A 16,658-nucleotide genomic window follows, 5' to 3' on the forward strand; every position below is an offset into this window, starting at 1 on the left:
ATCCTCCTCTTAATTTATATTATCCGCGAAGCTCGTATGCTTCTGGTTTTTGTGCAGCATGTGGATGCTCTGTTCCAGTGTAAACATTAAGTTTAGTGAACATTTTGCGACCTAAAGAGTTTTTAGGAAGCATTCCTTTAACTGCTAATTCGATCATTCTTGTTGGGTACTTATCTAGCATTTCACCAGCAGTACGTGTTTTTAAACCACCCGCAAATTGAGTGTGGTGACGGTATAATTTACCCTCTAATTTGTTACCAGTTAAATGGATTTTGTCAGCGTTGATGATGATTACGTGATCACCTGTGTCAACGTTTGGTGTGAATGTTGGTTTATGTTTACCACGTAAGATTGCAGCTACTTCAGAAGCTAAACGTCCAAGAGTTTGGCCTTCTGCATCAACTACTAACCATTTACGGTCTACTTCGTGACCTTTAGCCATGAATGTTGTACGCATGTATATATCCTCCTAATCGATTCGATTACCGTTATTTTTCATTAGACTACACTATAAGTTTCGGGGCTTATTTGTGGTGGTAATGAAAATACCATCTGTTATCATATAATGAATGACTTTTAAAGTCAAGCAATTTCATTAAACACCTGGTGAAGTTGTTCAGAATTGTAGAACGCCACTAATAGAACACTTTTTCTAAGTATAGCCCTTGTGGTGGAGCGGTTTTTCCCGCCTTATCACGATTACCTGAAGCAACTACCTGGGACACATTGTCAATCTTACGTCGACCTATCCCAACCTCCCAAAGAGTACCTGCAATAATACGTACCATATTATATAAGAAGCCATTCCCTTCAATCACCATATGTAGCTCTTCGCCATGCCATTCAAATTGTAACGATGTTACTGTGCGTACTTTATCTTTCACGCTTGTATTCGCCGCGCAAAAACAAGAAAAGTCATGTGTACCAATAATAGCCTTAGCTGCCTCTTGCATCGCCTCTACGTTAGGTTTGACCCCATTTGTCTCCACAGTATAATATCTGCGGAATGGACTTTGGATAGGCTCACAAGACCAAATATAGCGATATCTTTTTCCAGCCACGTCGTAGCGTGCATGAAAGTCATGTGCCACTTCCTCAACCGATAATACTCGAATATCTCTTGGCAGCTGCACATTCAAAGCCTTACTATATTTTTCTGCTGGAATGGCAAGAGGTGTGTCGAAATGCACTGTTTGCCCTGTCGCATGTACCTTAGCATCTGTACGACCACTTGCAGTTACCTTAACCTGTTCTCCCTTATGCATAATGGCTAGAACACGCTCAAGCTCAGCCTGCACTGTGCGTTCCCCTGGCTGTACCTGATAGCCCGAAAAAAGTGTACCATCATAGCTTATAATTACTTTTAATCGTCGCATATAGCCTACTCCTTTAACTTCTATAGAAGAATAGCAATACGCCTATTGCTACTAATAACACAATCGCAAATGTGTCCCCCATATCCCATTTTAACCTACGGTACCTAGTGCGTCCTTCACCACCGCGATAGCCTCTTACTTCCATCGCTGTTGCTAAATCCTCAGCTCGTTTAAATGCACTGACAAAGAGAGGCACAAGTAATGGTACTACTGCCTTTATACGGTCCTTAATTGGTCCAGATGATAAATCAGAGCCCCTTGCCATTTGTGCCTTCATAATTTTATCCGTCTCATCCATTAAGGTTGGAATAAAGCGTAATGAGATGGACATCATTAAAGCCAATTCATGTACAGGTACTTTTATTGCTTTTAATGGATTCAGTAGAACCTCGATACCATCAGTAATAGAAATCGGTGATGTAGTTAACGTTAAGATTGACGTCATAAATACTAATACTAGAAAACGAATTGAGATAAATATTCCTCGCCTAATCCCTTCGTCATAAATCGTAATGAATTTAGATTCAAACACAGGGACGCCTTCCTTCGTCATAAAAATATGGAGAAGGAATGTGAAGGCCATCAAAAAGAGTACTGGTTTGAGTCCATTTATTAAAAAATATAGACGAATGCGCGATACTAATACAATCAGTAGTGTGAATGCGAGTAACATAGCATATGTCACGGTATTATTGGCTAAAAACACAATAATAATAAAGGCGAACACAAAGATCAGCTTTGACCGCGGATCAAGCTTGTGAACGGGTGAATCACCAGGTAAGAAGCGACCAAAGATCATTTTTTCCATCATGACTCTGCACGCTCCTCTCTAAGTGCTTGAGCAATTTCCACAGCAAGCTCTTCCTCTGTTAAGCAAACTTTAGAAAAGGAATGCCCCATCATATGCTCAATCTTTTGTTGGAAGCGGACAATACGTGGTGGCTCTAAACGGAAATTCTTTAATGTTGCAATATCTTTAAAAATAACCCGTGGTGATCCACTTAAGACATTCTTTCCTTCATGCATGATCACAATATTATCTGCATATCGAGCTGCATCCTCCATACTATGGGTTACTAGAATGGTTGTAAGATGACGTTCTTGATGGAGCTGATAAAACATATCCATTATTTCCTTTTGACCTCGTGGATCAAGACCTGCTGTGGGTTCATCTAAGACAATAACCTCAGGGTCCATTGCCAAAACACCTGCAATCGCTACTCGACGCATTTGACCACCTGATAAATCAAACGGTGATTTATCCAAAACGTTATCTGGTAAACCGACTAAGTTGACAAGTTCTCTAGCACGAGCTTCGGCCTCCTCCTCTGATATACCAAAGTTCATTGGGCCAAACATAATGTCCTTCAACACGGTTTCTTCAAATAGTTGATGCTCTGGAAATTGAAAGACAATACCGACCTTTTGTCTTACAGCTTTTAAATCCTTTGCTTTTTTCCCAGCTACAATAAGACGATCTCCTATATGTACTTCTCCTGAAGTAGGTCTTAGAAGCGCGTTAAAATGCTGCAAAATCGTTGATTTTCCAGAACCCGTATGGCCAATTATCGCTTGATAAGTATGAGATGGAATGCCAAAATCCACATCGAATAATGCCCGTTTTTCAAAGGGTGTACCTTGTGCATAGGCATAGCTTACTTGTTGAAGTTTGATGTCCATAAATCATTCACCAACTCTTGTTCTGTCATATGTTGCCCCATTAATGGAACACCTTCCTTTTGCAATAGCTTTGATAACTTCAAGGCAAATGGCAAATCTAGTCCAAATTCAACTAGCTTGTCCCCAAGTGCAAAGATTTCAGCAGGTGTACCTTCTGCAAATTTCTTACCATCATTCATAAAAAGAATACGATCCGCTAACATTGCCTCTTCTAAATCATGGGTAATAGATAAAACTGTTAATCCTGTTTCTGCACGTAATGTTTGAACCGTTTGTAACACCTCTGCACGCCCCTGAGGATCTAACATGGATGTAGCCTCATCTAAAATTAAAAGCTTCGGCTTTAATGCAAGTGCGCCAGCAATGGCTACACGCTGTTTTTGTCCACCAGATAAATGATGTGGCTCATGGTCTAAAAACTGACTCATTTTTACCTGTTCGAGTGCTGCATGTACACGTTTCACCATTTCTTCAAAGGGGATCCCGTTGTTTTCTAAAGCAAATGCTACATCATCCTGTACCGTTGCTCCAACGAATTGATTGTCAGGGTTTTGAAAGACCATTCCCATTAAGGAGCGAGATTCCCAAAGATTTTCTTCATTCAAGGGTTCTCGCAATATTCGTACATCTCCCTGTTGAGGAAACAATAAACCATTCATCAGCTTGGCAATAGTGGACTTACCAGAACCATTATGTCCTACTATAGCAATCCACTCACCTTCTTCCACAGCAAAACTAACATTTTCAACAGCATTACGACTATTTGGATTTTCTGGTGTATATGAAAAAGTTACATTATTTAAAGATAAAATTTCAGGCATATCTAGAACTCCTCTCCCTACGCTCAGCTCTACTAATTAACTTACACTTTTTTATGTATGAATTCTACTACAATCCGTATGTCGATAAAAGAAAAATACTACAATAACAACTCAAATTGATATTGGTTTAATAAATAACAAAATAACACCCATATATTAAAAAAAGCACCACAAATTGGCGCCATCTAATCTAATAAAAAAGCGCGCACCTCATTCGATAGAAATGCGCTAGTCGTTACATTTACAAGAAATATGGGTGCTCAAGCCCTTATTTCTCCTGAATGAGGTGCGGAGAGCTAAACGAGACGCCACACTAATAAGTGTCCGCTCATCATAACGCTCAGCTTAATTATTTGTCGTATAAATCATTTATAAAGAAAGAGGGTGGTGATTCCCACCCTCTTCACCACAAGTTTTCTCTTATGATTAAACTAGTTCAATCACAACAACAGGTGCACCGTCGCCACGACGAGGACCTACTTTAAGAATACGAGTGTAACCACCTTGACGCTCAGCATAACGTGGTGCAACATCATCAAATAACTTTTGAAGTGCAAATGATGTTGATTCGTTACCTTCTGCATCAGTCGTTGTTACTAGTTCACGACGGATAAATGCAGCAGCTTGACGGCGTGCATGTAAATCTCCGCGTTTACCTAAAGTAATCATTTTTTCAACAGCTTTACGTACTTCTTTAGCGCGAGCCTCAGTAGTTTCGATACGCTCGTTGATGATTAAATCAGTAGCTAAGTCACGTAACATCGCTTTACGTTGAGAACTTGTACGACCAAGTTTTCTGTAACCCATGGATGTTTCCCTCCTTTATAGAAAAAAATCTGATCTTGTTAGTTGTGTTTAAATCGCTTAGTCTTCTTTGCGTAATCCTAAACCAAGCTCTTCTAACTTCGCTTTTACTTCTTCTAATGACTTGCGTCCAAGGTTACGAACTTTCATCATGTCGTCTTCTGATTTATTCGCAAGTTCTAGTACTGTATTAATACCAGCGCGTTTTAAACAGTTATAAGAACGAACAGAAAGATCAAGCTCTTCGATAGTCATCTCTAAAACTTTTTCTTTTTGATCTTCTTCTTTTTCGACCATGATTTCAGCAGTTTGTGCCTCATCTGTCATGCCAACGAAGATGTTAAGATGCTCGGTTAAAATTTTTGCTCCGAGCGAAATCGCCTCTTTCGGACCGATGCTGCCATCTGTCCACACATCAAGAGAAAGTTTGTCGTAGTCAGAAGACTGACCAACACGAGTATTTTCCACTTGGAAATTGACGCGTGATACTGGAGTGTAAATAGAGTCGATCGGGATCACGCCGATAGGAAGATCCTCACGTTTGTTTTGATCAGCAGGAGTGTAACCACGGCCGCGTTGTGCATACATACGCATACGTAAATGACCGTTTTTAGCGATTGTTGCAATATATAGATCTGGGTTTAAAATTTCTACGTCACTGTCATGTGTAATGTCAGCAGCCGTAACTGTACCATCGCCTTTAACATCAATCTCAATAACTTTTTCTTCGTCAGAGTAGATTTTAAGAGCTAGTTTTTTCACGTTCAAAATGATTGAAGCTACATCTTCTACTACGCCTTCTACAGTTGAGAATTCGTGAAGAACACCATCAATTTGAATTGAAGTGACAGCAGCTCCTGGTAATGAAGACAGAAGGATACGACGTAAAGAATTACCCAAAGTGTTTCCATATCCGCGTTCAAGCGGTTCTACAACAAACTTTCCATATTTGGAATCTTCGCTGATCTCCACCGTTTCAATCTTTGGTTTTTCAATTTCGATCATTTTATTTACCCTCCTTCAAAACATCGAATGTATAGGTTCTTTCCATCATAGATTCGATCGTCAATGACGTATCGTTTATTATCTGCACAAGACAGTCTGTACAAAAAATGATGTTCTCATACAATATGAGACGCACCCATTACACGCGACGACGTTTTGGCGGACGGCAACCATTATGAGGAACTGGAGTAACGTCTTTAATAGCAGTTACTTCTAAACCAGCAGCTTGAAGTGCACGAATAGCAGCTTCACGACCAGCACCAGGACCTTTAACAGTTACTTCCAACGTTTTCAGACCATGTTCAAGGGATGTTTTAGCAGCAGTTTCTGCAGCCATTTGAGCAGCGAATGGTGTAGATTTACGTGAACCACGGAAACCAAGAGCACCAGCACTTGACCAAGATACAGCGTTACCTTGCATATCTGTAATCGTTACGATTGTATTGTTAAATGTAGAACGAATGTGTGCGATACCAGATTCGATATTCTTTTTCACACGACGTTTACGAGTTTGTTGTTTACGAGCCATGTTAAGAAGGAACCTCCTTTACCAATTATTTTTTCTTGTTCGCAACTGTTTTACGAGGACCTTTACGCGTACGCGCATTGTTCTTCGTATTTTGACCACGAACAGGTAAGCCACGACGGTGACGGATACCACGGAATGAACCGATTTCCATCAGACGTTTAATATTTAATGAAGTTTCGCGACGTAAGTCACCTTCAAGTTTGTATGAATCTAATTGTTCACGGATTTTGTTTAACTCATCTTCAGTTAAGTCGCGTACGCGTGTATCTTCTGAAATACCTGCATCAGCTAGTACTTTCTGAGCTGTAGTTTTACCAATACCGAAAATGTACGTTAATGAAATTACCACGCGTTTGTCGCGAGGAATATCAACACCAGCAATACGTGCCATGTACGTTGTGCACCTCCTTTAGAATTAACCTTGTTTTTGTTTATGTTTAGGATTTTCACAGATTACCATTACTTTACCGCGTCGGCGAATTACTTTACATTTTTCGCAGATCGGTTTCACAGATGGTCTCACTTTCATCTAACCTAACCTCCTTAGTAGTCCGGAGCGCAAAAGATTATTTAAAACGGTATGTGATACGACCGCGAGTTAAATCATAAGGAGATAACTCAATAGTAACCTTATCTCCAGGTAGAATACGGATAAAGTGCATACGAATCTTACCAGATACGTGTGCTAGAATCACATGTCCATTTTCTAATTCTACCTTAAACATCGCGTTTGGCAAAGTCTCAACAACTGTCCCTTCGACTTCAATTACATCATCTTTCGCCATCTACTCTGTCTCCTCTCTATATGCAAATTAAAGTTCTCATCGTTACATCAAACGGATATCTGCTGCAACTTTAGAAGCAACCTCGTTTCAACATATGTTTGGATTGTATGAGAGATGTTTGAAAGACGCTCGTCTGGTTTCGCTTCACACAATCCACGGAATATACAGAACCAGTAAGGGCACTGAATCTCCCATGTTTACACGAATACCGGAATGTCTTGGATGAGATATTCATACCCGTTACACAGATGCTTCCACGAAACCCATTATACTCCTCCAAAAGGTATGTTGCACTTTTAAGAAGAAATATATACCGGGCACAATATGCTTTTGCAACTCTCAAAAAAATTATGTTTCGTTGTTGCTCCCGCATGCCTCCCGCGGAAGCAGTACTCTGCGCCCGGAGCCGGGTATCAGCTGCGGCTGCTCTGTAATAGAGCATCAAGATCAGCAAACACTTTGTTAATATCTTGCTGTCCATCTATATTAGTTAACACGCCTTTAGCTTGATAGAAATCAAGTAGAGGTTGTGCTTGTTTCATATTTACTTCCAGACGGTTCGCAACCGTTTCAGGATTATCATCTGCACGTGTATAAAGCTCGCCACCATCTTTATCACATTTTCCTTCCTCAGCAGGAGGATTGAAAATTAAATGATAGGATGTACCACAAGTTTTACAAATACGTCTACCTGAAAGACGAGCAATTAACTCATCCTTTTCAACTTGAATGTTTAATGTATGCTCAATAGCTTTACCTAGGTCAGCAAGAATGCTATCTAAGGCTTCAGCTTGAGGAACAGTACGTGGGAAACCATCTAATAAGAATCCTTTTTCACAATCAGGTTTAGCCAGTCGCTCACGAACAATACCAATCGTCACTTCATCAGGTACAAGTGCACCTTGATCCATAAACGACTTAGCTTGTAAGCCTAGTTCAGTACCTTCTTTAATTGCAGCACGGAACATATCGCCTGTAGAAATATGAGGAATTGCGTACTTCTCAACAATTTTATCTGCCTGCGTACCTTTACCAGCACCTGGCAGACCCATTAAAACGATATTCATTAGGAAATATTCCTCCCACAAAAGGTTTGCTGATTAAAGGAAACGATGGAACGTTCCCTAAAAACCAACATTATTTCATAAAGCCTTTGTAGTGACGTTTAACAAGTTGAGATTCTAGCTGCTTCATCGTTTCGAGCGCTACGCCGACTACGATAATAATACTAGTACCACCGATCTGCACTGAGGCAGGTAGATTCATAAAGTTTATGAATATAACCGGCATTACTGAAATAACAGTTAAGAAAATCGCGCCGACAAAAGTCAGACGATATAACACGCTTGTTAAATACGTTTGAGTGTTTTCACCAGGACGAATACCTGGAATATAAGCACCTTGCTTTTTCAAGTTATCTGCCACATTTTCTGGATTCACTTGTACGAATGCATAGAAATATGTGAATGCGATGATTAATGCCACATAAATAATCATTCCAACAGGTTTTGTATGATCAAACGTGTTGTTAATGAATGTTGTAACATTATTTTCACCGAAGAACGGAACTAACGTACGAGGTGTCATCAGAAACGCTGAAGCAAAGATTACAGGAATAACCCCTGCAGCATTTACTTTTAACGGTAAATGCGTTTGTTGACCACCAGTTTGTTGATTTCGCCCAGTAACTCGTTTTGCATATTGAATTGGAATTTTACGTAGTGCTTGTTGCACATAGATAACTCCAATAACAACCGCAAGCAAGATTAAAACAAGTAGACCAAGGATAATTAGGTTGATAAATAGCTTATCACCCGCACCCTCGATTTGTTGTGCATAGATTTGGTTGATACCTGTAGGTAATGCCGCAACGATACCTGCGAAGATTACAACAGAAATACCATTACCAACGCCATGCGCAGTAATTTGATCAGCAAGCCATACTAGGAATGCTGTACCCGCTGTTAATACAATAGAGATTATAACATATGTTAAAACCCCTTCTTCCTTAATCAATGACCCACCATACATTCTATTAAAACCAAATGACATCGCGAATGATTGAATAAAAGCAAGAATAATAGTAAAGTAGCGTGTAAATTGCGCAAGTTTACGTCTTCCGACTTCACCTTGCTTTGCCCACTCAGCAAATTTCGGTACTACGTCCATTTGCAATAACTGAACAATAATTGAGGCTGTGATGTAAGGCATAATCCCCATTGCAAAGATGGAGAAGTTCTTTAAAGCACCACCGCCAAAAGTATTGAGGAAACCAACGAGGTTAAACTCATCAGTTGCCTTTAATACATTAGCGTCAACGTTAGGTACTGGAATGAAAGTTCCAATACGAAAAACGATTAACATTAAAAGTGTGAAAATGATTTTATTTCTTATATCTCGAACACGCATAAAGTTAGAGATTGTCTGAAACATTAAATCACCTCAGTAGTTCCGCCGGCATTCTCGATTGCTTCTTTCGCTGAAGCTGAGAATTTATGAGCTTTGACAGTAAGCTTTTTATTAAGAGTTCCGTTGCCTAGAACTTTAATTCCAGCTTTTTCATTGCTCACGAGACCAGTTTCAAGTAATAATGCAGCAGTTACCTCTGCACCGTCTTCGAAACGGTTTAAAGCATCAAGGTTAACGATCGCGTATTCTTTACGGTTAATGTTCGTAAAGCCACGTTTTGGTAAACGACGGAATAATGGGTTCTGACCGCCTTCAAAGCCTGGGCGAACACCGCCACCAGAACGAGCGTTTTGACCTTTATGACCTTTACCTGCTGTTTTACCGTTACCAGAACCGATACCACGACCAACGCGGTTGCGTTGCTTACGAGAACCTTCTGCTGGTTTTAACTCATGCAGTTTCATAGTGGGTGGCACCTCCTTGTTCAATAATTGGAAATTAAATTTCTTTTACAGTAACTAAGTGAGCTACTTTATCAAGCATACCGCGAGTAGCTGCGTTATCAGCTTTCTCTACAGTTTGGTGTAATTTACGTAAACCTAAAGCTTCAACAGTTTTGCGTTGTGCAGGTTTAGTACCAATCACAGATTTAGTAAGGGTGATTTCTAATTTGTTAGCCATTATCTTTCCCCCCTTATCCTAATAGTTCTTCCACTGATTTACCACGTAATTTAGCTACGTCCTCTACGCGTTTTAATTCAGTTAAACCTTGAATTGTTGCACGCACCATGTTAATTGGTGTGTTAGATCCAAGTGATTTTGAAAGAATATCAGTAATACCAGCAAGTTCTAGTACAGCACGTACTGGACCACCAGCGATAACCCCTGTACCAGGAGCAGCAGGTTTGATTAGGATTTCTCCTGCACCAAAGCGACCTTGCACTAAGTGTGGAGTTGTTCCACCTACGCGTGGCACTTCGATTAAGTTTTTCTTCGCATCTTCAACAGCTTTGCGGATAGCATCTGGCACCTCTTGAGCTTTACCAGTACCGAAACCTACATGACCGTTTCTATCGCCAACTACAACTAATGCTGTGAAGCGGAAGCGACGTCCACCTTTAACAACTTTAGCAACGCGGTTAATAGTAACTACGCGTTCTTCAAGTTCTCCAAGTTTGTTTGCGTCAATACGACTCATGAAATGTGTCCCTCCTTCTTATTAAAATTCTAAACCGTTTTCACGTGCAGCTTCAGCTAAAGCTTTAACACGTCCATGATATAAGTAACCACCACGGTCAAATACTACAGCAGTAATATTTTTTTCCGCAGCGCGTTTTGCGATTGTTTCACCGACTTTAGTTGCTGCGTCAACATTGCTACCAGCACCTTCGAAACCATTTTCTTGAGAAGATGCGCTAACAATTGTTACGCCTGCTACGTCATCGATAAGTTGCGCGTAAATGTTCTTGTTAGAACGGAATACGTTTAAGCGTGGACGCTGAGCAGTACCCGAAATTTTAGAACGAACGCGAGCATGACGTTTTTTACGAACCTGATTTTTATCTTGTTTCGTAATCACAAGGGTCACTCCTTTCTAATGCTTAAGCTGCATTATTTACCTGTTTTACCTTCTTTACGACGAACATATTCGCCTTCATAACGAATACCTTTACCTTTATAAGGCTCTGGTGGACGAACGTCACGGATGTTAGATGCAAGAGCACCAACGCGTTCTTTGCTGATACCTTTAACAATGATCTTTGTATTTGAAGGAACTTCAATTTGTAGACCATCTTCAGGTGTGAACTCTACTGGATGAGAGTAACCTACGTTAAGTACAAGTTTATTACCTTGTAATTGCGCACGGTAACCAACACCGATAAGTTCTAAAGCTTTTTCGAAACCTGCAGAAACACCAGTAACCATGTTCGCAAGAAGCGCACGAGTAGTACCGTGGTTTGTGCGGTGTTCTTTTGAATCAGAAGGACGTACTACAGTGATTACGTTACCTTCTTGCTCAATTTTCATATCTTGGTGGAAAGAACGAACAAGTTCGCCTTTAGGACCTTTAACAGTAACAGTGTTGTTTGCATCAACAGTAACAGTTACGTTAGCAGGTACCTCGATAATTTTTTTACCTACACGAGACATTTAGCTGCACCTCCATTCATTTATTGCTAATTACCAAACGTATGCTAGAATTTCTCCGCCAACTTGTTTAGCGCGAGCTTCTTTATCTGTTAATAAACCTTGTGAAGTTGACACTAAAGCGATACCAAGACCGTTCAATACTTTAGGTACTTCATTTGTTTTAGCATATACACGTAAACCAGGTTTAGAAATACGTTTTAAGCCAGTGATAACGCGCTCGTTATCTTTTCCATATTTTAAGAAAATACGGATGATACCTTGTTTGTTGTCTTCCACGTATTCTACGTCACGTACGAAACCTTCACGCTTTAAAATTTCAGCGATTTCTTTTTTCACGTTGGAAGCTGGTACTTCTAACTTCTCGTGACGAACCATGTTCGCATTACGAATGCGAGTAAGCATATCTGCAATCGGATCAGTCATTGTCATTACATTTACCTCCTTCCCAAATTAGGGGATTACCAGCTGGCTTTTTTCACGCCAGGAATTTGTCCCTTATATGCAAGTTCTCGGAAACAAATACGGCAAAGTTTGAATTTGCGATATACTGAATGTGGACGACCACAGCGTTCACAACGTGTATACTCTTGCACTTTAAACTTTTGCTTACGTTGTTGTTTAACGATCATAGATTTTTTAGCCACGTTTTCGCCCTCCTTGTTTGATTACTTTTGGAACGGCATACCGAATTGTGTCAATAACTCGCGAGCTTCTTCGTCAGAGTTCGCTGTCGTTACGATCACGATGTCCATACCGCGTACTTTTGAAACTTTATCGTAATCGATTTCTGGGAAAATTAATTGTTCTTTAACACCTAGAGTGTAGTTACCGCGACCATCGAATGCTTTTTTAGAAACACCACGGAAGTCACGTACACGAGGTAGTGAGATAGAGATTAATTTGTCCAAGAATTCATACATACGCTCACCGCGTAATGTAACTTTAGCACCGATAGGCATACCTTCACGAAGACGGAAACCTGCGATCGATTTTTTAGCTTTAGTTACTACTGGTTTTTGACCAGTGATAATTGTTAATTCTTCAACAGCTGCATCTAACGCTTTAGAGTTTTGAACTGCATCACCAACACCCATGTTGATAACGATTTTCTCAACTTTCGGTAGTTGCATAACTGATTTATATCCAAATTTGCTCATAAGAGCTGGAGAAACTTCATTTAAATATTTTTCTTTTAGGCGGCTCATGTGTGTACCTCCCTTCTATTTATACTAATTAGTCGATTACTGCACCTGATTTTTTTGCTACACGAACTTTTTTACCGTTTTCGATTTTATAACCTACACGAGTCGGCTCGCCAGATTTAGGATCGATTAGCATTACGTTCGAAACGTGAATTGCAGCCTCTTGGCTAACAATACCACCTTGTGGATTCAATTGGTTAGGTTTAACGTGTTTTTTCACGATATTCACACCTTCAACAAGAACGCGATCTTGTTTTGGGAAAGCAGCAAGGATTACGCCTTCTTTGCCTTTATCCTTACCAGTGATTACCTTAACCTTGTCACCTTTTTTTACATGCATGCTGTCGCACCTCCTTGATTGGCACTGTCATGAAATTAAAGAACTTCTGGAGCTAGAGAAACGATTTTCATGAAGTTGCTGTCACGTAGTTCACGTGCAACAGGTCCGAAAATACGAGTTCCGCGTGGTGATTTATCATCACGAATAATTACACAAGCATTTTCATCAAATTTGATGTACGTGCCGTCTTTACGACGAACGCCTGATTTAGTACGAACGATAACAGCTTTAACAACGTCACCCTTCTTGACAACGCCACCTGGTGTTGCTTTCTTAACTGTACAAACAACGATATCACCGATGTTAGCAGTTTTACGGCCAGAGCCACCAAGCACTTTAATTGTAAGAACTTCACGTGCACCTGAGTTGTCAGCAACTTTCATACGACTTTCTTGTTGGATCACTTAGGTTACCTCCCTTCGGAAATTGGTTGTTCCGAAATAGTTATTAAATAATAACCGCTTTTTCTACAACTTCTACTAGACGGAAACGTTTAGTAGCTGATAGCGGGCGAGTTTCCATGATACGTACGATATCACCGATTTTCGCTGTGTTTAACTCATCATGAGCTTTAAACTTTTTAGAGTATTTTACACGCTTACCATAAAGCTTGTGCTTTTTGTAAGTTTCAACTAAAACAGTAACAGTTTTGTCCATTTTATCTGAAACAACGCGGCCCGTGTAAACTTTGCGTTGATTGCGCTCAGTCATACTTGAAAACCTCCTTTATCAGTTATTTGCACTGATTTCTCTTTCACGAATAACAGTTTTCATACGCGCGATTGCTTTACGCACTTCACGAATACGAGCTGTGTTTTCTAATTGACCAGTCGCCAATTGGAAGCGAAGGTTGAAAAGCTCTTCTTTCAGTGATTTCACTTTTAATTCTATTTCAGAAGTAGCAAGGTCACGGATTTCATTAGCTTTCATTAGATTCACCACCAGTTTCTTGACGTTTTACGATCTTACATTTAACAGGAAGTTTGTGTGATGCTAAACGAAGTGCTTCACGTGCAACTTCTTCAGATACGCCAGCAATTTCGAACATTACTTTTCCTGGTTTAACTACTGCTACCCAACCTTCAGGAGAACCTTTACCAGAACCCATGCGGACTTCTAGAGGTTTTTTAGTGTAAGGTTTATGTGGGAAGATTTTAATCCAAACTTTACCGCCACGTTTCATGTAACGAGTCATCGCGATACGAGCAGATTCGATTTGACGGTTAGTAATCCAGCTAGCAGTTTGAGCTTGTAAGCCCCATTCGCCGAAAGTTACTTCTTTACCGCCTTTCGCTTCGCCACGCATGTTGCCGCGGTGTTCACGACGGTATTTAACGCGTTTAGGCAATAACATATTATTTGCCTCCTTCCACAGATTTCTTCGTAGGAAGAACTTCACCACGGTAGATCCATACTTTAACGCCTAATTTACCGTAAGTAGTATCAGCTTCTGCGTGTGCATAATCGATGTCAGCACGTAGAGTATGAAGTGGAACAGTTCCTTCACTATAGTGTTCAGCACGCGCGATATCAGCGCCACCTAAACGACCAGATACTTGTGTTTTAATTCCTTTTGCACCAGCGCGGATTGTGCGTTGGATCGCTTGCTTTTGCGCACGACGGAATGATACACGATTTTCTAATTGACGAGCGATGTTTTCAGCTACTAGACGAGCGTCAAGATCTGCACGTTTGATTTCAATGATGTTGATGTGTACACGTTTACCAGTTAAATCGCTAAGGTATTTACGAAGATTTTCAACTTCAGTACCACCTTTACCGATTACCATACCTGGTTTCGCAGTGTGAATTGTAATGTTTACACGGTTTGCAGCACGTTCGATTTCTACTTTAGAAACTGAAGCGTCTTTAAGAGCCGTTTCAATATATTTACGCACTTTGATGTCTTCGTGAAGTAGAGTTGCATAGTCTTTTTCAGCGTACCATTTTGACTCCCAGTCACGAATAATACCAACGCGTAGTCCTATTGGATGTACTTTTTGACCCACGGATTAACCCTCCTTCTTCTCAGATACCACTAGAGTAATGTGGCTTGTGCGTTTGTTAATTGCGCTTGCACGTCCTTGTGCACGTGGACGGAAACGTTTTAAAGTTGGACCTTCGTCAACAAATACTTCAGAAACTACTAAAGAGTTGATGTCAAGATCGTAGTTGTGCTCAGCGTTAGCAACTGCAGATTTTAATACTTTCTCAACGACTGGAGACGCCGCTTTTGGAGTATGACGTAAAATTGCAACTGCTTCACCAACTTGCTTACCTCGGATTAAGTCTACAACTAGACGTACTTTGCGAGGAGCAATGCGTACTGTACGAGCGATAGCTTTAGCTTGTGTCATTAGGATTTACCTCCTCTCAAAATTAGCGTCTTGTTTTCTTGTCGTCTGCACCGTGACCTTTATAAGTACGTGTCGGTGCGAACTCACCAAGTTTATGGCCTACCATATCTTCTGTTACGTATACAGGAACATGTTTACGTCCATCATATACAGCAATCGTTAAACCGATGAAGTTCGGGAAGATTGTAGAACGGCGTGACCAAGTTTTGATAACTTGTTTTTTCTCAGAAGCCTCTTGCGCTTCCACTTTTTTCATTAAGTGGTCATCGACAAAAGGTCCTTTTTTCAAGCTGCGACCCATGTAGGAACCTCCCTCCGTGATTCCACCACGGCTCTCACATAGAACCGTAGTTTAACCACTTTATTTTTTACGACTACGGATGATAAATTTATCCGATTTGTTTTTCTTCTTGCGAGTTTTGTAACCAAGTGCTGGTTTACCCCAAGGAGTCATTGGTGATTTACGTCCGATTGGAGAACGTCCTTCACCACCACCGTGTGGGTGATCGTTAGGGTTCATTACAGAACCACGAACTTCTGGGCGTTTACCTAACCAACGGCTACGACCTGCTTTACCGATGTGTACAAGTTCGTGTTGTTCGTTACCAACTTGACCGATTGTAGCGCGGCAAGTAGCTAAAACTAAACGTACTTCACCAGATTGTAAACGAACGATAACGTACTTATCTTCACGACCAAGTACTTGCGCAGAAGTACCAGCTGAACGTACTAATTGTCCGCCTTTACCAGGTTTTAACTCGATGTTATGGATTGTAGTACCCATTGGAATGTTTGCTAATGGTAATGTGTTACCTACTTTAATATCAGCATCTGGACCAGAAACGATTGTTTGACCAACCTCTAGACCTTTTGGTGCTAAGATGTAAGCTTTTGCTCCATCAGCGTAGTTGATTAATGCGATATTCGCAGAACGGTTTGGATCATATTCAATAGTAGCAACTTTTGCCGGAATGCCATCTTTAACACGTTTGAAATCGATAACACGGTATTGCTTCTTATGACCACCACCATGATGACGAACAGTGATTTTACCTTGGTTGTTACGACCAGCTTTGCGTTTAGTTGGTTCAAGCAATGATTTCTCAGGCTTGTTAGTTGTAATTTCCGCAAAGTCTAATGACGTCATGTTACGACGACCATTAGAGGTAGGTTTATACTTTTTAATCGCCATTGTGTTT

At 40.5% G+C, this 16,658-nt stretch carries 30 protein-coding genes and 1 pseudogene; all 31 read right to left on the reverse strand.

Features of this window, described 5'->3' with window-relative positions:
- Positions 1-19: 19 nt before the first annotated feature.
- The 31 genes and pseudogenes from rplM to rplB all read right to left on the reverse strand — a co-directional run bounded on the left by rplM (position 20) and on the right by rplB (position 16,651).
- Positions 20-457 carry a 50S ribosomal protein L13 gene (gene rplM / locus L6W14_RS21940; RefSeq protein WP_004233742.1) on the reverse strand — a complete coding sequence of 146 codons (438 nt, stop codon included), beginning with the start codon at positions 455-457 and terminating at the stop codon, positions 20-22.
- 178 nt (positions 458-635) lie between these two features.
- Positions 636-1,376, reverse strand: a complete 741-nt coding sequence (truA, locus tag L6W14_RS21945; RefSeq protein WP_131521822.1) for a tRNA pseudouridine(38-40) synthase TruA — start codon at positions 1,374-1,376, stop codon at positions 636-638.
- 13 nt (positions 1,377-1,389) lie between these two features.
- Positions 1,390-2,187, reverse strand: coding sequence for an energy-coupling factor transporter transmembrane component T family protein (locus L6W14_RS21950; protein ID WP_004233739.1), 798 nt, complete (start codon positions 2,185-2,187; stop codon positions 1,390-1,392).
- Entirely contained in the window at positions 2,184-3,056 is an 873-nt protein-coding gene (locus tag L6W14_RS21955) for an energy-coupling factor ABC transporter ATP-binding protein (RefSeq protein WP_131521821.1), read from the reverse strand. The genes L6W14_RS21950 and L6W14_RS21955 overlap by 4 nt, the downstream gene beginning before the upstream one ends.
- Positions 3,032-3,877, reverse strand: a complete 846-nt coding sequence (locus tag L6W14_RS21960) for an energy-coupling factor ABC transporter ATP-binding protein (protein WP_131521820.1) — start codon at positions 3,875-3,877, stop codon at positions 3,032-3,034. The genes L6W14_RS21955 and L6W14_RS21960 overlap by 25 nt, the downstream gene beginning before the upstream one ends.
- Before the next feature lie 426 nt (positions 3,878-4,303).
- Positions 4,304-4,684 carry a 50S ribosomal protein L17 gene (gene rplQ, locus L6W14_RS21965; protein ID WP_008181938.1) on the reverse strand — a complete coding sequence of 127 codons (381 nt, stop codon included), beginning with the start codon at positions 4,682-4,684 and terminating at the stop codon, positions 4,304-4,306.
- Positions 4,685-4,741: 57 nt separating this feature from the next.
- Positions 4,742-5,686: a DNA-directed RNA polymerase subunit alpha gene (locus L6W14_RS21970; RefSeq protein ID WP_004233733.1), complete on the reverse strand. Its 945-nt coding sequence runs from the start codon at positions 5,684-5,686 to the stop codon at positions 4,742-4,744.
- A 139-nt stretch (positions 5,687-5,825) separates the two neighbouring features.
- Positions 5,826-6,215, reverse strand: a complete 390-nt coding sequence (gene rpsK, locus L6W14_RS21975) for a 30S ribosomal protein S11 (RefSeq protein ID WP_004233731.1) — start codon at positions 6,213-6,215, stop codon at positions 5,826-5,828.
- Positions 6,216-6,240: 25 nt separating this feature from the next.
- Positions 6,241-6,606, reverse strand: coding sequence for a 30S ribosomal protein S13 (gene rpsM, locus L6W14_RS21980; protein WP_004233729.1), 366 nt, complete (start codon positions 6,604-6,606; stop codon positions 6,241-6,243).
- A 24-nt stretch (positions 6,607-6,630) separates the two neighbouring features.
- Positions 6,631-6,744: a 50S ribosomal protein L36 gene (rpmJ, locus tag L6W14_RS21985; protein WP_000868344.1), complete on the reverse strand. Its 114-nt coding sequence runs from the start codon at positions 6,742-6,744 to the stop codon at positions 6,631-6,633.
- Between the two features lie 37 nt (positions 6,745-6,781).
- Entirely contained in the window at positions 6,782-7,000 is a 219-nt protein-coding gene (infA, locus tag L6W14_RS21990) for a translation initiation factor IF-1 (protein WP_004233690.1), read from the reverse strand.
- An 86-nt stretch (positions 7,001-7,086) separates the two neighbouring features.
- Positions 7,087-7,164: pseudogene (locus L6W14_RS21995) on the reverse strand (type I methionyl aminopeptidase); the annotation flags it as partial.
- 249 nt (positions 7,165-7,413) lie between these two features.
- On the reverse strand, positions 7,414-8,067 hold the full coding sequence (locus tag L6W14_RS22000) for an adenylate kinase (protein ID WP_004233689.1): 654 nt from the start codon (positions 8,065-8,067) through the stop codon (positions 7,414-7,416).
- Between the two features lie 70 nt (positions 8,068-8,137).
- Positions 8,138-9,433 (reverse strand): preprotein translocase subunit SecY, encoded by a 1,296-nt coding sequence (gene secY / locus L6W14_RS22005; protein ID WP_004233672.1) that lies wholly within the window; start codon positions 9,431-9,433, stop codon positions 8,138-8,140.
- Positions 9,433-9,873 (reverse strand): 50S ribosomal protein L15, encoded by a 441-nt coding sequence (rplO, locus tag L6W14_RS22010; RefSeq protein WP_004233670.1) that lies wholly within the window; start codon positions 9,871-9,873, stop codon positions 9,433-9,435. Before rplO ends, secY begins: the two co-directional genes overlap by 1 nt.
- 34 nt (positions 9,874-9,907) lie before the next feature.
- Positions 9,908-10,090 carry a 50S ribosomal protein L30 gene (rpmD, locus tag L6W14_RS22015; protein WP_004233668.1) on the reverse strand — a complete coding sequence of 61 codons (183 nt, stop codon included), beginning with the start codon at positions 10,088-10,090 and terminating at the stop codon, positions 9,908-9,910.
- Positions 10,091-10,103: 13 nt separating this feature from the next.
- Complete coding sequence (gene rpsE / locus L6W14_RS22020) at positions 10,104-10,607, reverse strand: 30S ribosomal protein S5 (RefSeq protein ID WP_004233664.1); 504 nt, start codon at positions 10,605-10,607, stop codon at positions 10,104-10,106.
- A gap of 21 nt (positions 10,608-10,628) precedes the next feature.
- Positions 10,629-10,988, reverse strand: a complete 360-nt coding sequence (gene rplR, locus L6W14_RS22025) for a 50S ribosomal protein L18 (protein WP_004233662.1) — start codon at positions 10,986-10,988, stop codon at positions 10,629-10,631.
- A 32-nt stretch (positions 10,989-11,020) separates the two neighbouring features.
- Positions 11,021-11,560, reverse strand: coding sequence for a 50S ribosomal protein L6 (gene rplF, locus L6W14_RS22030; protein ID WP_004233660.1), 540 nt, complete (start codon positions 11,558-11,560; stop codon positions 11,021-11,023).
- A gap of 30 nt (positions 11,561-11,590) precedes the next feature.
- The gene (gene rpsH, locus L6W14_RS22035; RefSeq protein ID WP_004233658.1) at positions 11,591-11,989 is read right to left on the reverse strand and encodes a 30S ribosomal protein S8; all 399 of its coding nucleotides are present in this window, start codon (positions 11,987-11,989) and stop codon (positions 11,591-11,593) included.
- A gap of 29 nt (positions 11,990-12,018) precedes the next feature.
- A complete protein-coding gene (locus L6W14_RS22040) occupies positions 12,019-12,204 on the reverse strand; it encodes a type Z 30S ribosomal protein S14 (RefSeq protein WP_004233656.1) in 186 nt (61 codons plus the stop codon).
- 21 nt (positions 12,205-12,225) lie between these two features.
- Positions 12,226-12,765, reverse strand: a complete 540-nt coding sequence (gene rplE / locus L6W14_RS22045; RefSeq protein ID WP_004233654.1) for a 50S ribosomal protein L5 — start codon at positions 12,763-12,765, stop codon at positions 12,226-12,228.
- Positions 12,766-12,793: 28 nt separating this feature from the next.
- Entirely contained in the window at positions 12,794-13,102 is a 309-nt protein-coding gene (rplX, locus tag L6W14_RS22050; RefSeq protein ID WP_004233652.1) for a 50S ribosomal protein L24, read from the reverse strand.
- Between the two features lie 35 nt (positions 13,103-13,137).
- Positions 13,138-13,506, reverse strand: coding sequence for a 50S ribosomal protein L14 (gene rplN, locus L6W14_RS22055; RefSeq protein WP_004233650.1), 369 nt, complete (start codon positions 13,504-13,506; stop codon positions 13,138-13,140).
- Between the two features lie 43 nt (positions 13,507-13,549).
- Positions 13,550-13,813, reverse strand: coding sequence for a 30S ribosomal protein S17 (gene rpsQ, locus L6W14_RS22060; RefSeq protein WP_004233648.1), 264 nt, complete (start codon positions 13,811-13,813; stop codon positions 13,550-13,552).
- 18 nt (positions 13,814-13,831) lie between these two features.
- The gene (rpmC, locus tag L6W14_RS22065) at positions 13,832-14,032 is read right to left on the reverse strand and encodes a 50S ribosomal protein L29 (protein ID WP_004233646.1); all 201 of its coding nucleotides are present in this window, start codon (positions 14,030-14,032) and stop codon (positions 13,832-13,834) included.
- Positions 14,022-14,456 (reverse strand): 50S ribosomal protein L16, encoded by a 435-nt coding sequence (rplP, locus tag L6W14_RS22070; protein WP_004233644.1) that lies wholly within the window; start codon positions 14,454-14,456, stop codon positions 14,022-14,024. Before rplP ends, rpmC begins: the two co-directional genes overlap by 11 nt.
- 1 nt (position 14,457) lies before the next feature.
- Positions 14,458-15,111 carry a 30S ribosomal protein S3 gene (rpsC, locus tag L6W14_RS22075; protein WP_004233642.1) on the reverse strand — a complete coding sequence of 218 codons (654 nt, stop codon included), beginning with the start codon at positions 15,109-15,111 and terminating at the stop codon, positions 14,458-14,460.
- Positions 15,112-15,114: 3 nt separating this feature from the next.
- Positions 15,115-15,459, reverse strand: coding sequence for a 50S ribosomal protein L22 (rplV, locus tag L6W14_RS22080; protein ID WP_004233639.1), 345 nt, complete (start codon positions 15,457-15,459; stop codon positions 15,115-15,117).
- A gap of 22 nt (positions 15,460-15,481) precedes the next feature.
- Entirely contained in the window at positions 15,482-15,760 is a 279-nt protein-coding gene (gene rpsS, locus L6W14_RS22085; protein WP_004233637.1) for a 30S ribosomal protein S19, read from the reverse strand.
- Positions 15,761-15,820: 60 nt separating this feature from the next.
- The gene (rplB, locus tag L6W14_RS22090; protein WP_009373990.1) at positions 15,821-16,651 is read right to left on the reverse strand and encodes a 50S ribosomal protein L2; all 831 of its coding nucleotides are present in this window, start codon (positions 16,649-16,651) and stop codon (positions 15,821-15,823) included.
- Positions 16,652-16,658 lie beyond the last annotated feature (7 nt).

It is taken from the genome of Lysinibacillus sp. ACHW1.5 (genome assembly GCF_022014815.1).
GTDB classification, from domain to species: domain Bacteria; phylum Bacillota; class Bacilli; order Bacillales_A; family Planococcaceae; genus Lysinibacillus; species Lysinibacillus capsici.

Coding starts and splice junctions, on each gene's coding strand:
- rplM (WP_004233742.1), bottom strand. CDS start 457: ATGCGTACAACATTCATGGCTAAAGGTCACGAAGTAGACCGTAAATGG.
- truA (WP_131521822.1), bottom strand. CDS start 1,376: ATGCGACGATTAAAAGTAATTATAAGCTATGATGGTACACTTTTTTCG.
- L6W14_RS21950 (WP_004233739.1), bottom strand. CDS start 2,187: ATGATGGAAAAAATGATCTTTGGTCGCTTCTTACCTGGTGATTCACCC.
- L6W14_RS21955 (WP_131521821.1), bottom strand. CDS start 3,056: ATGGACATCAAACTTCAACAAGTAAGCTATGCCTATGCACAAGGTACA.
- L6W14_RS21960 (WP_131521820.1), bottom strand. CDS start 3,877: ATGCCTGAAATTTTATCTTTAAATAATGTAACTTTTTCATATACACCA.
- rplQ (WP_008181938.1), bottom strand. CDS start 4,684: ATGGGTTACAGAAAACTTGGTCGTACAAGTTCTCAACGTAAAGCGATG.
- L6W14_RS21970 (WP_004233733.1), bottom strand. CDS start 5,686: ATGATCGAAATTGAAAAACCAAAGATTGAAACGGTGGAGATCAGCGAA.
- rpsK (WP_004233731.1), bottom strand. CDS start 6,215: ATGGCTCGTAAACAACAAACTCGTAAACGTCGTGTGAAAAAGAATATC.
- rpsM (WP_004233729.1), bottom strand. CDS start 6,606: ATGGCACGTATTGCTGGTGTTGATATTCCTCGCGACAAACGCGTGGTA.
- rpmJ (WP_000868344.1), bottom strand. CDS start 6,744: ATGAAAGTGAGACCATCTGTGAAACCGATCTGCGAAAAATGTAAAGTA.
- infA (WP_004233690.1), bottom strand. CDS start 7,000: ATGGCGAAAGATGATGTAATTGAAGTCGAAGGGACAGTTGTTGAGACT.
- L6W14_RS22000 (WP_004233689.1), bottom strand. CDS start 8,067: ATGAATATCGTTTTAATGGGTCTGCCAGGTGCTGGTAAAGGTACGCAG.
- secY (WP_004233672.1), bottom strand. CDS start 9,433: ATGTTTCAGACAATCTCTAACTTTATGCGTGTTCGAGATATAAGAAAT.
- rplO (WP_004233670.1), bottom strand. CDS start 9,873: ATGAAACTGCATGAGTTAAAACCAGCAGAAGGTTCTCGTAAGCAACGC.
- rpmD (WP_004233668.1), bottom strand. CDS start 10,090: ATGGCTAACAAATTAGAAATCACCCTTACTAAATCTGTGATTGGTACT.
- rpsE (WP_004233664.1), bottom strand. CDS start 10,607: ATGAGTCGTATTGACGCAAACAAACTTGGAGAACTTGAAGAACGCGTA.
- rplF (WP_004233660.1), bottom strand. CDS start 11,560: ATGTCTCGTGTAGGTAAAAAAATTATCGAGGTACCTGCTAACGTAACT.
- rpsH (WP_004233658.1), bottom strand. CDS start 11,989: ATGACAATGACTGATCCGATTGCAGATATGCTTACTCGCATTCGTAAT.
- rplE (WP_004233654.1), bottom strand. CDS start 12,765: ATGAGCCGCCTAAAAGAAAAATATTTAAATGAAGTTTCTCCAGCTCTT.
- rplX (WP_004233652.1), bottom strand. CDS start 13,102: ATGCATGTAAAAAAAGGTGACAAGGTTAAGGTAATCACTGGTAAGGAT.
- rpsQ (WP_004233648.1), bottom strand. CDS start 13,813: ATGACTGAGCGCAATCAACGCAAAGTTTACACGGGCCGCGTTGTTTCA.
- rpmC (WP_004233646.1), bottom strand. CDS start 14,032: ATGAAAGCTAATGAAATCCGTGACCTTGCTACTTCTGAAATAGAATTA.
- rplP (WP_004233644.1), bottom strand. CDS start 14,456: ATGTTATTGCCTAAACGCGTTAAATACCGTCGTGAACACCGCGGCAAC.
- rplV (WP_004233639.1), bottom strand. CDS start 15,459: ATGACACAAGCTAAAGCTATCGCTCGTACAGTACGCATTGCTCCTCGC.
- rpsS (WP_004233637.1), bottom strand. CDS start 15,760: ATGGGTCGCAGCTTGAAAAAAGGACCTTTTGTCGATGACCACTTAATG.
- rplB (WP_009373990.1), bottom strand. CDS start 16,651: ATGGCGATTAAAAAGTATAAACCTACCTCTAATGGTCGTCGTAACATG.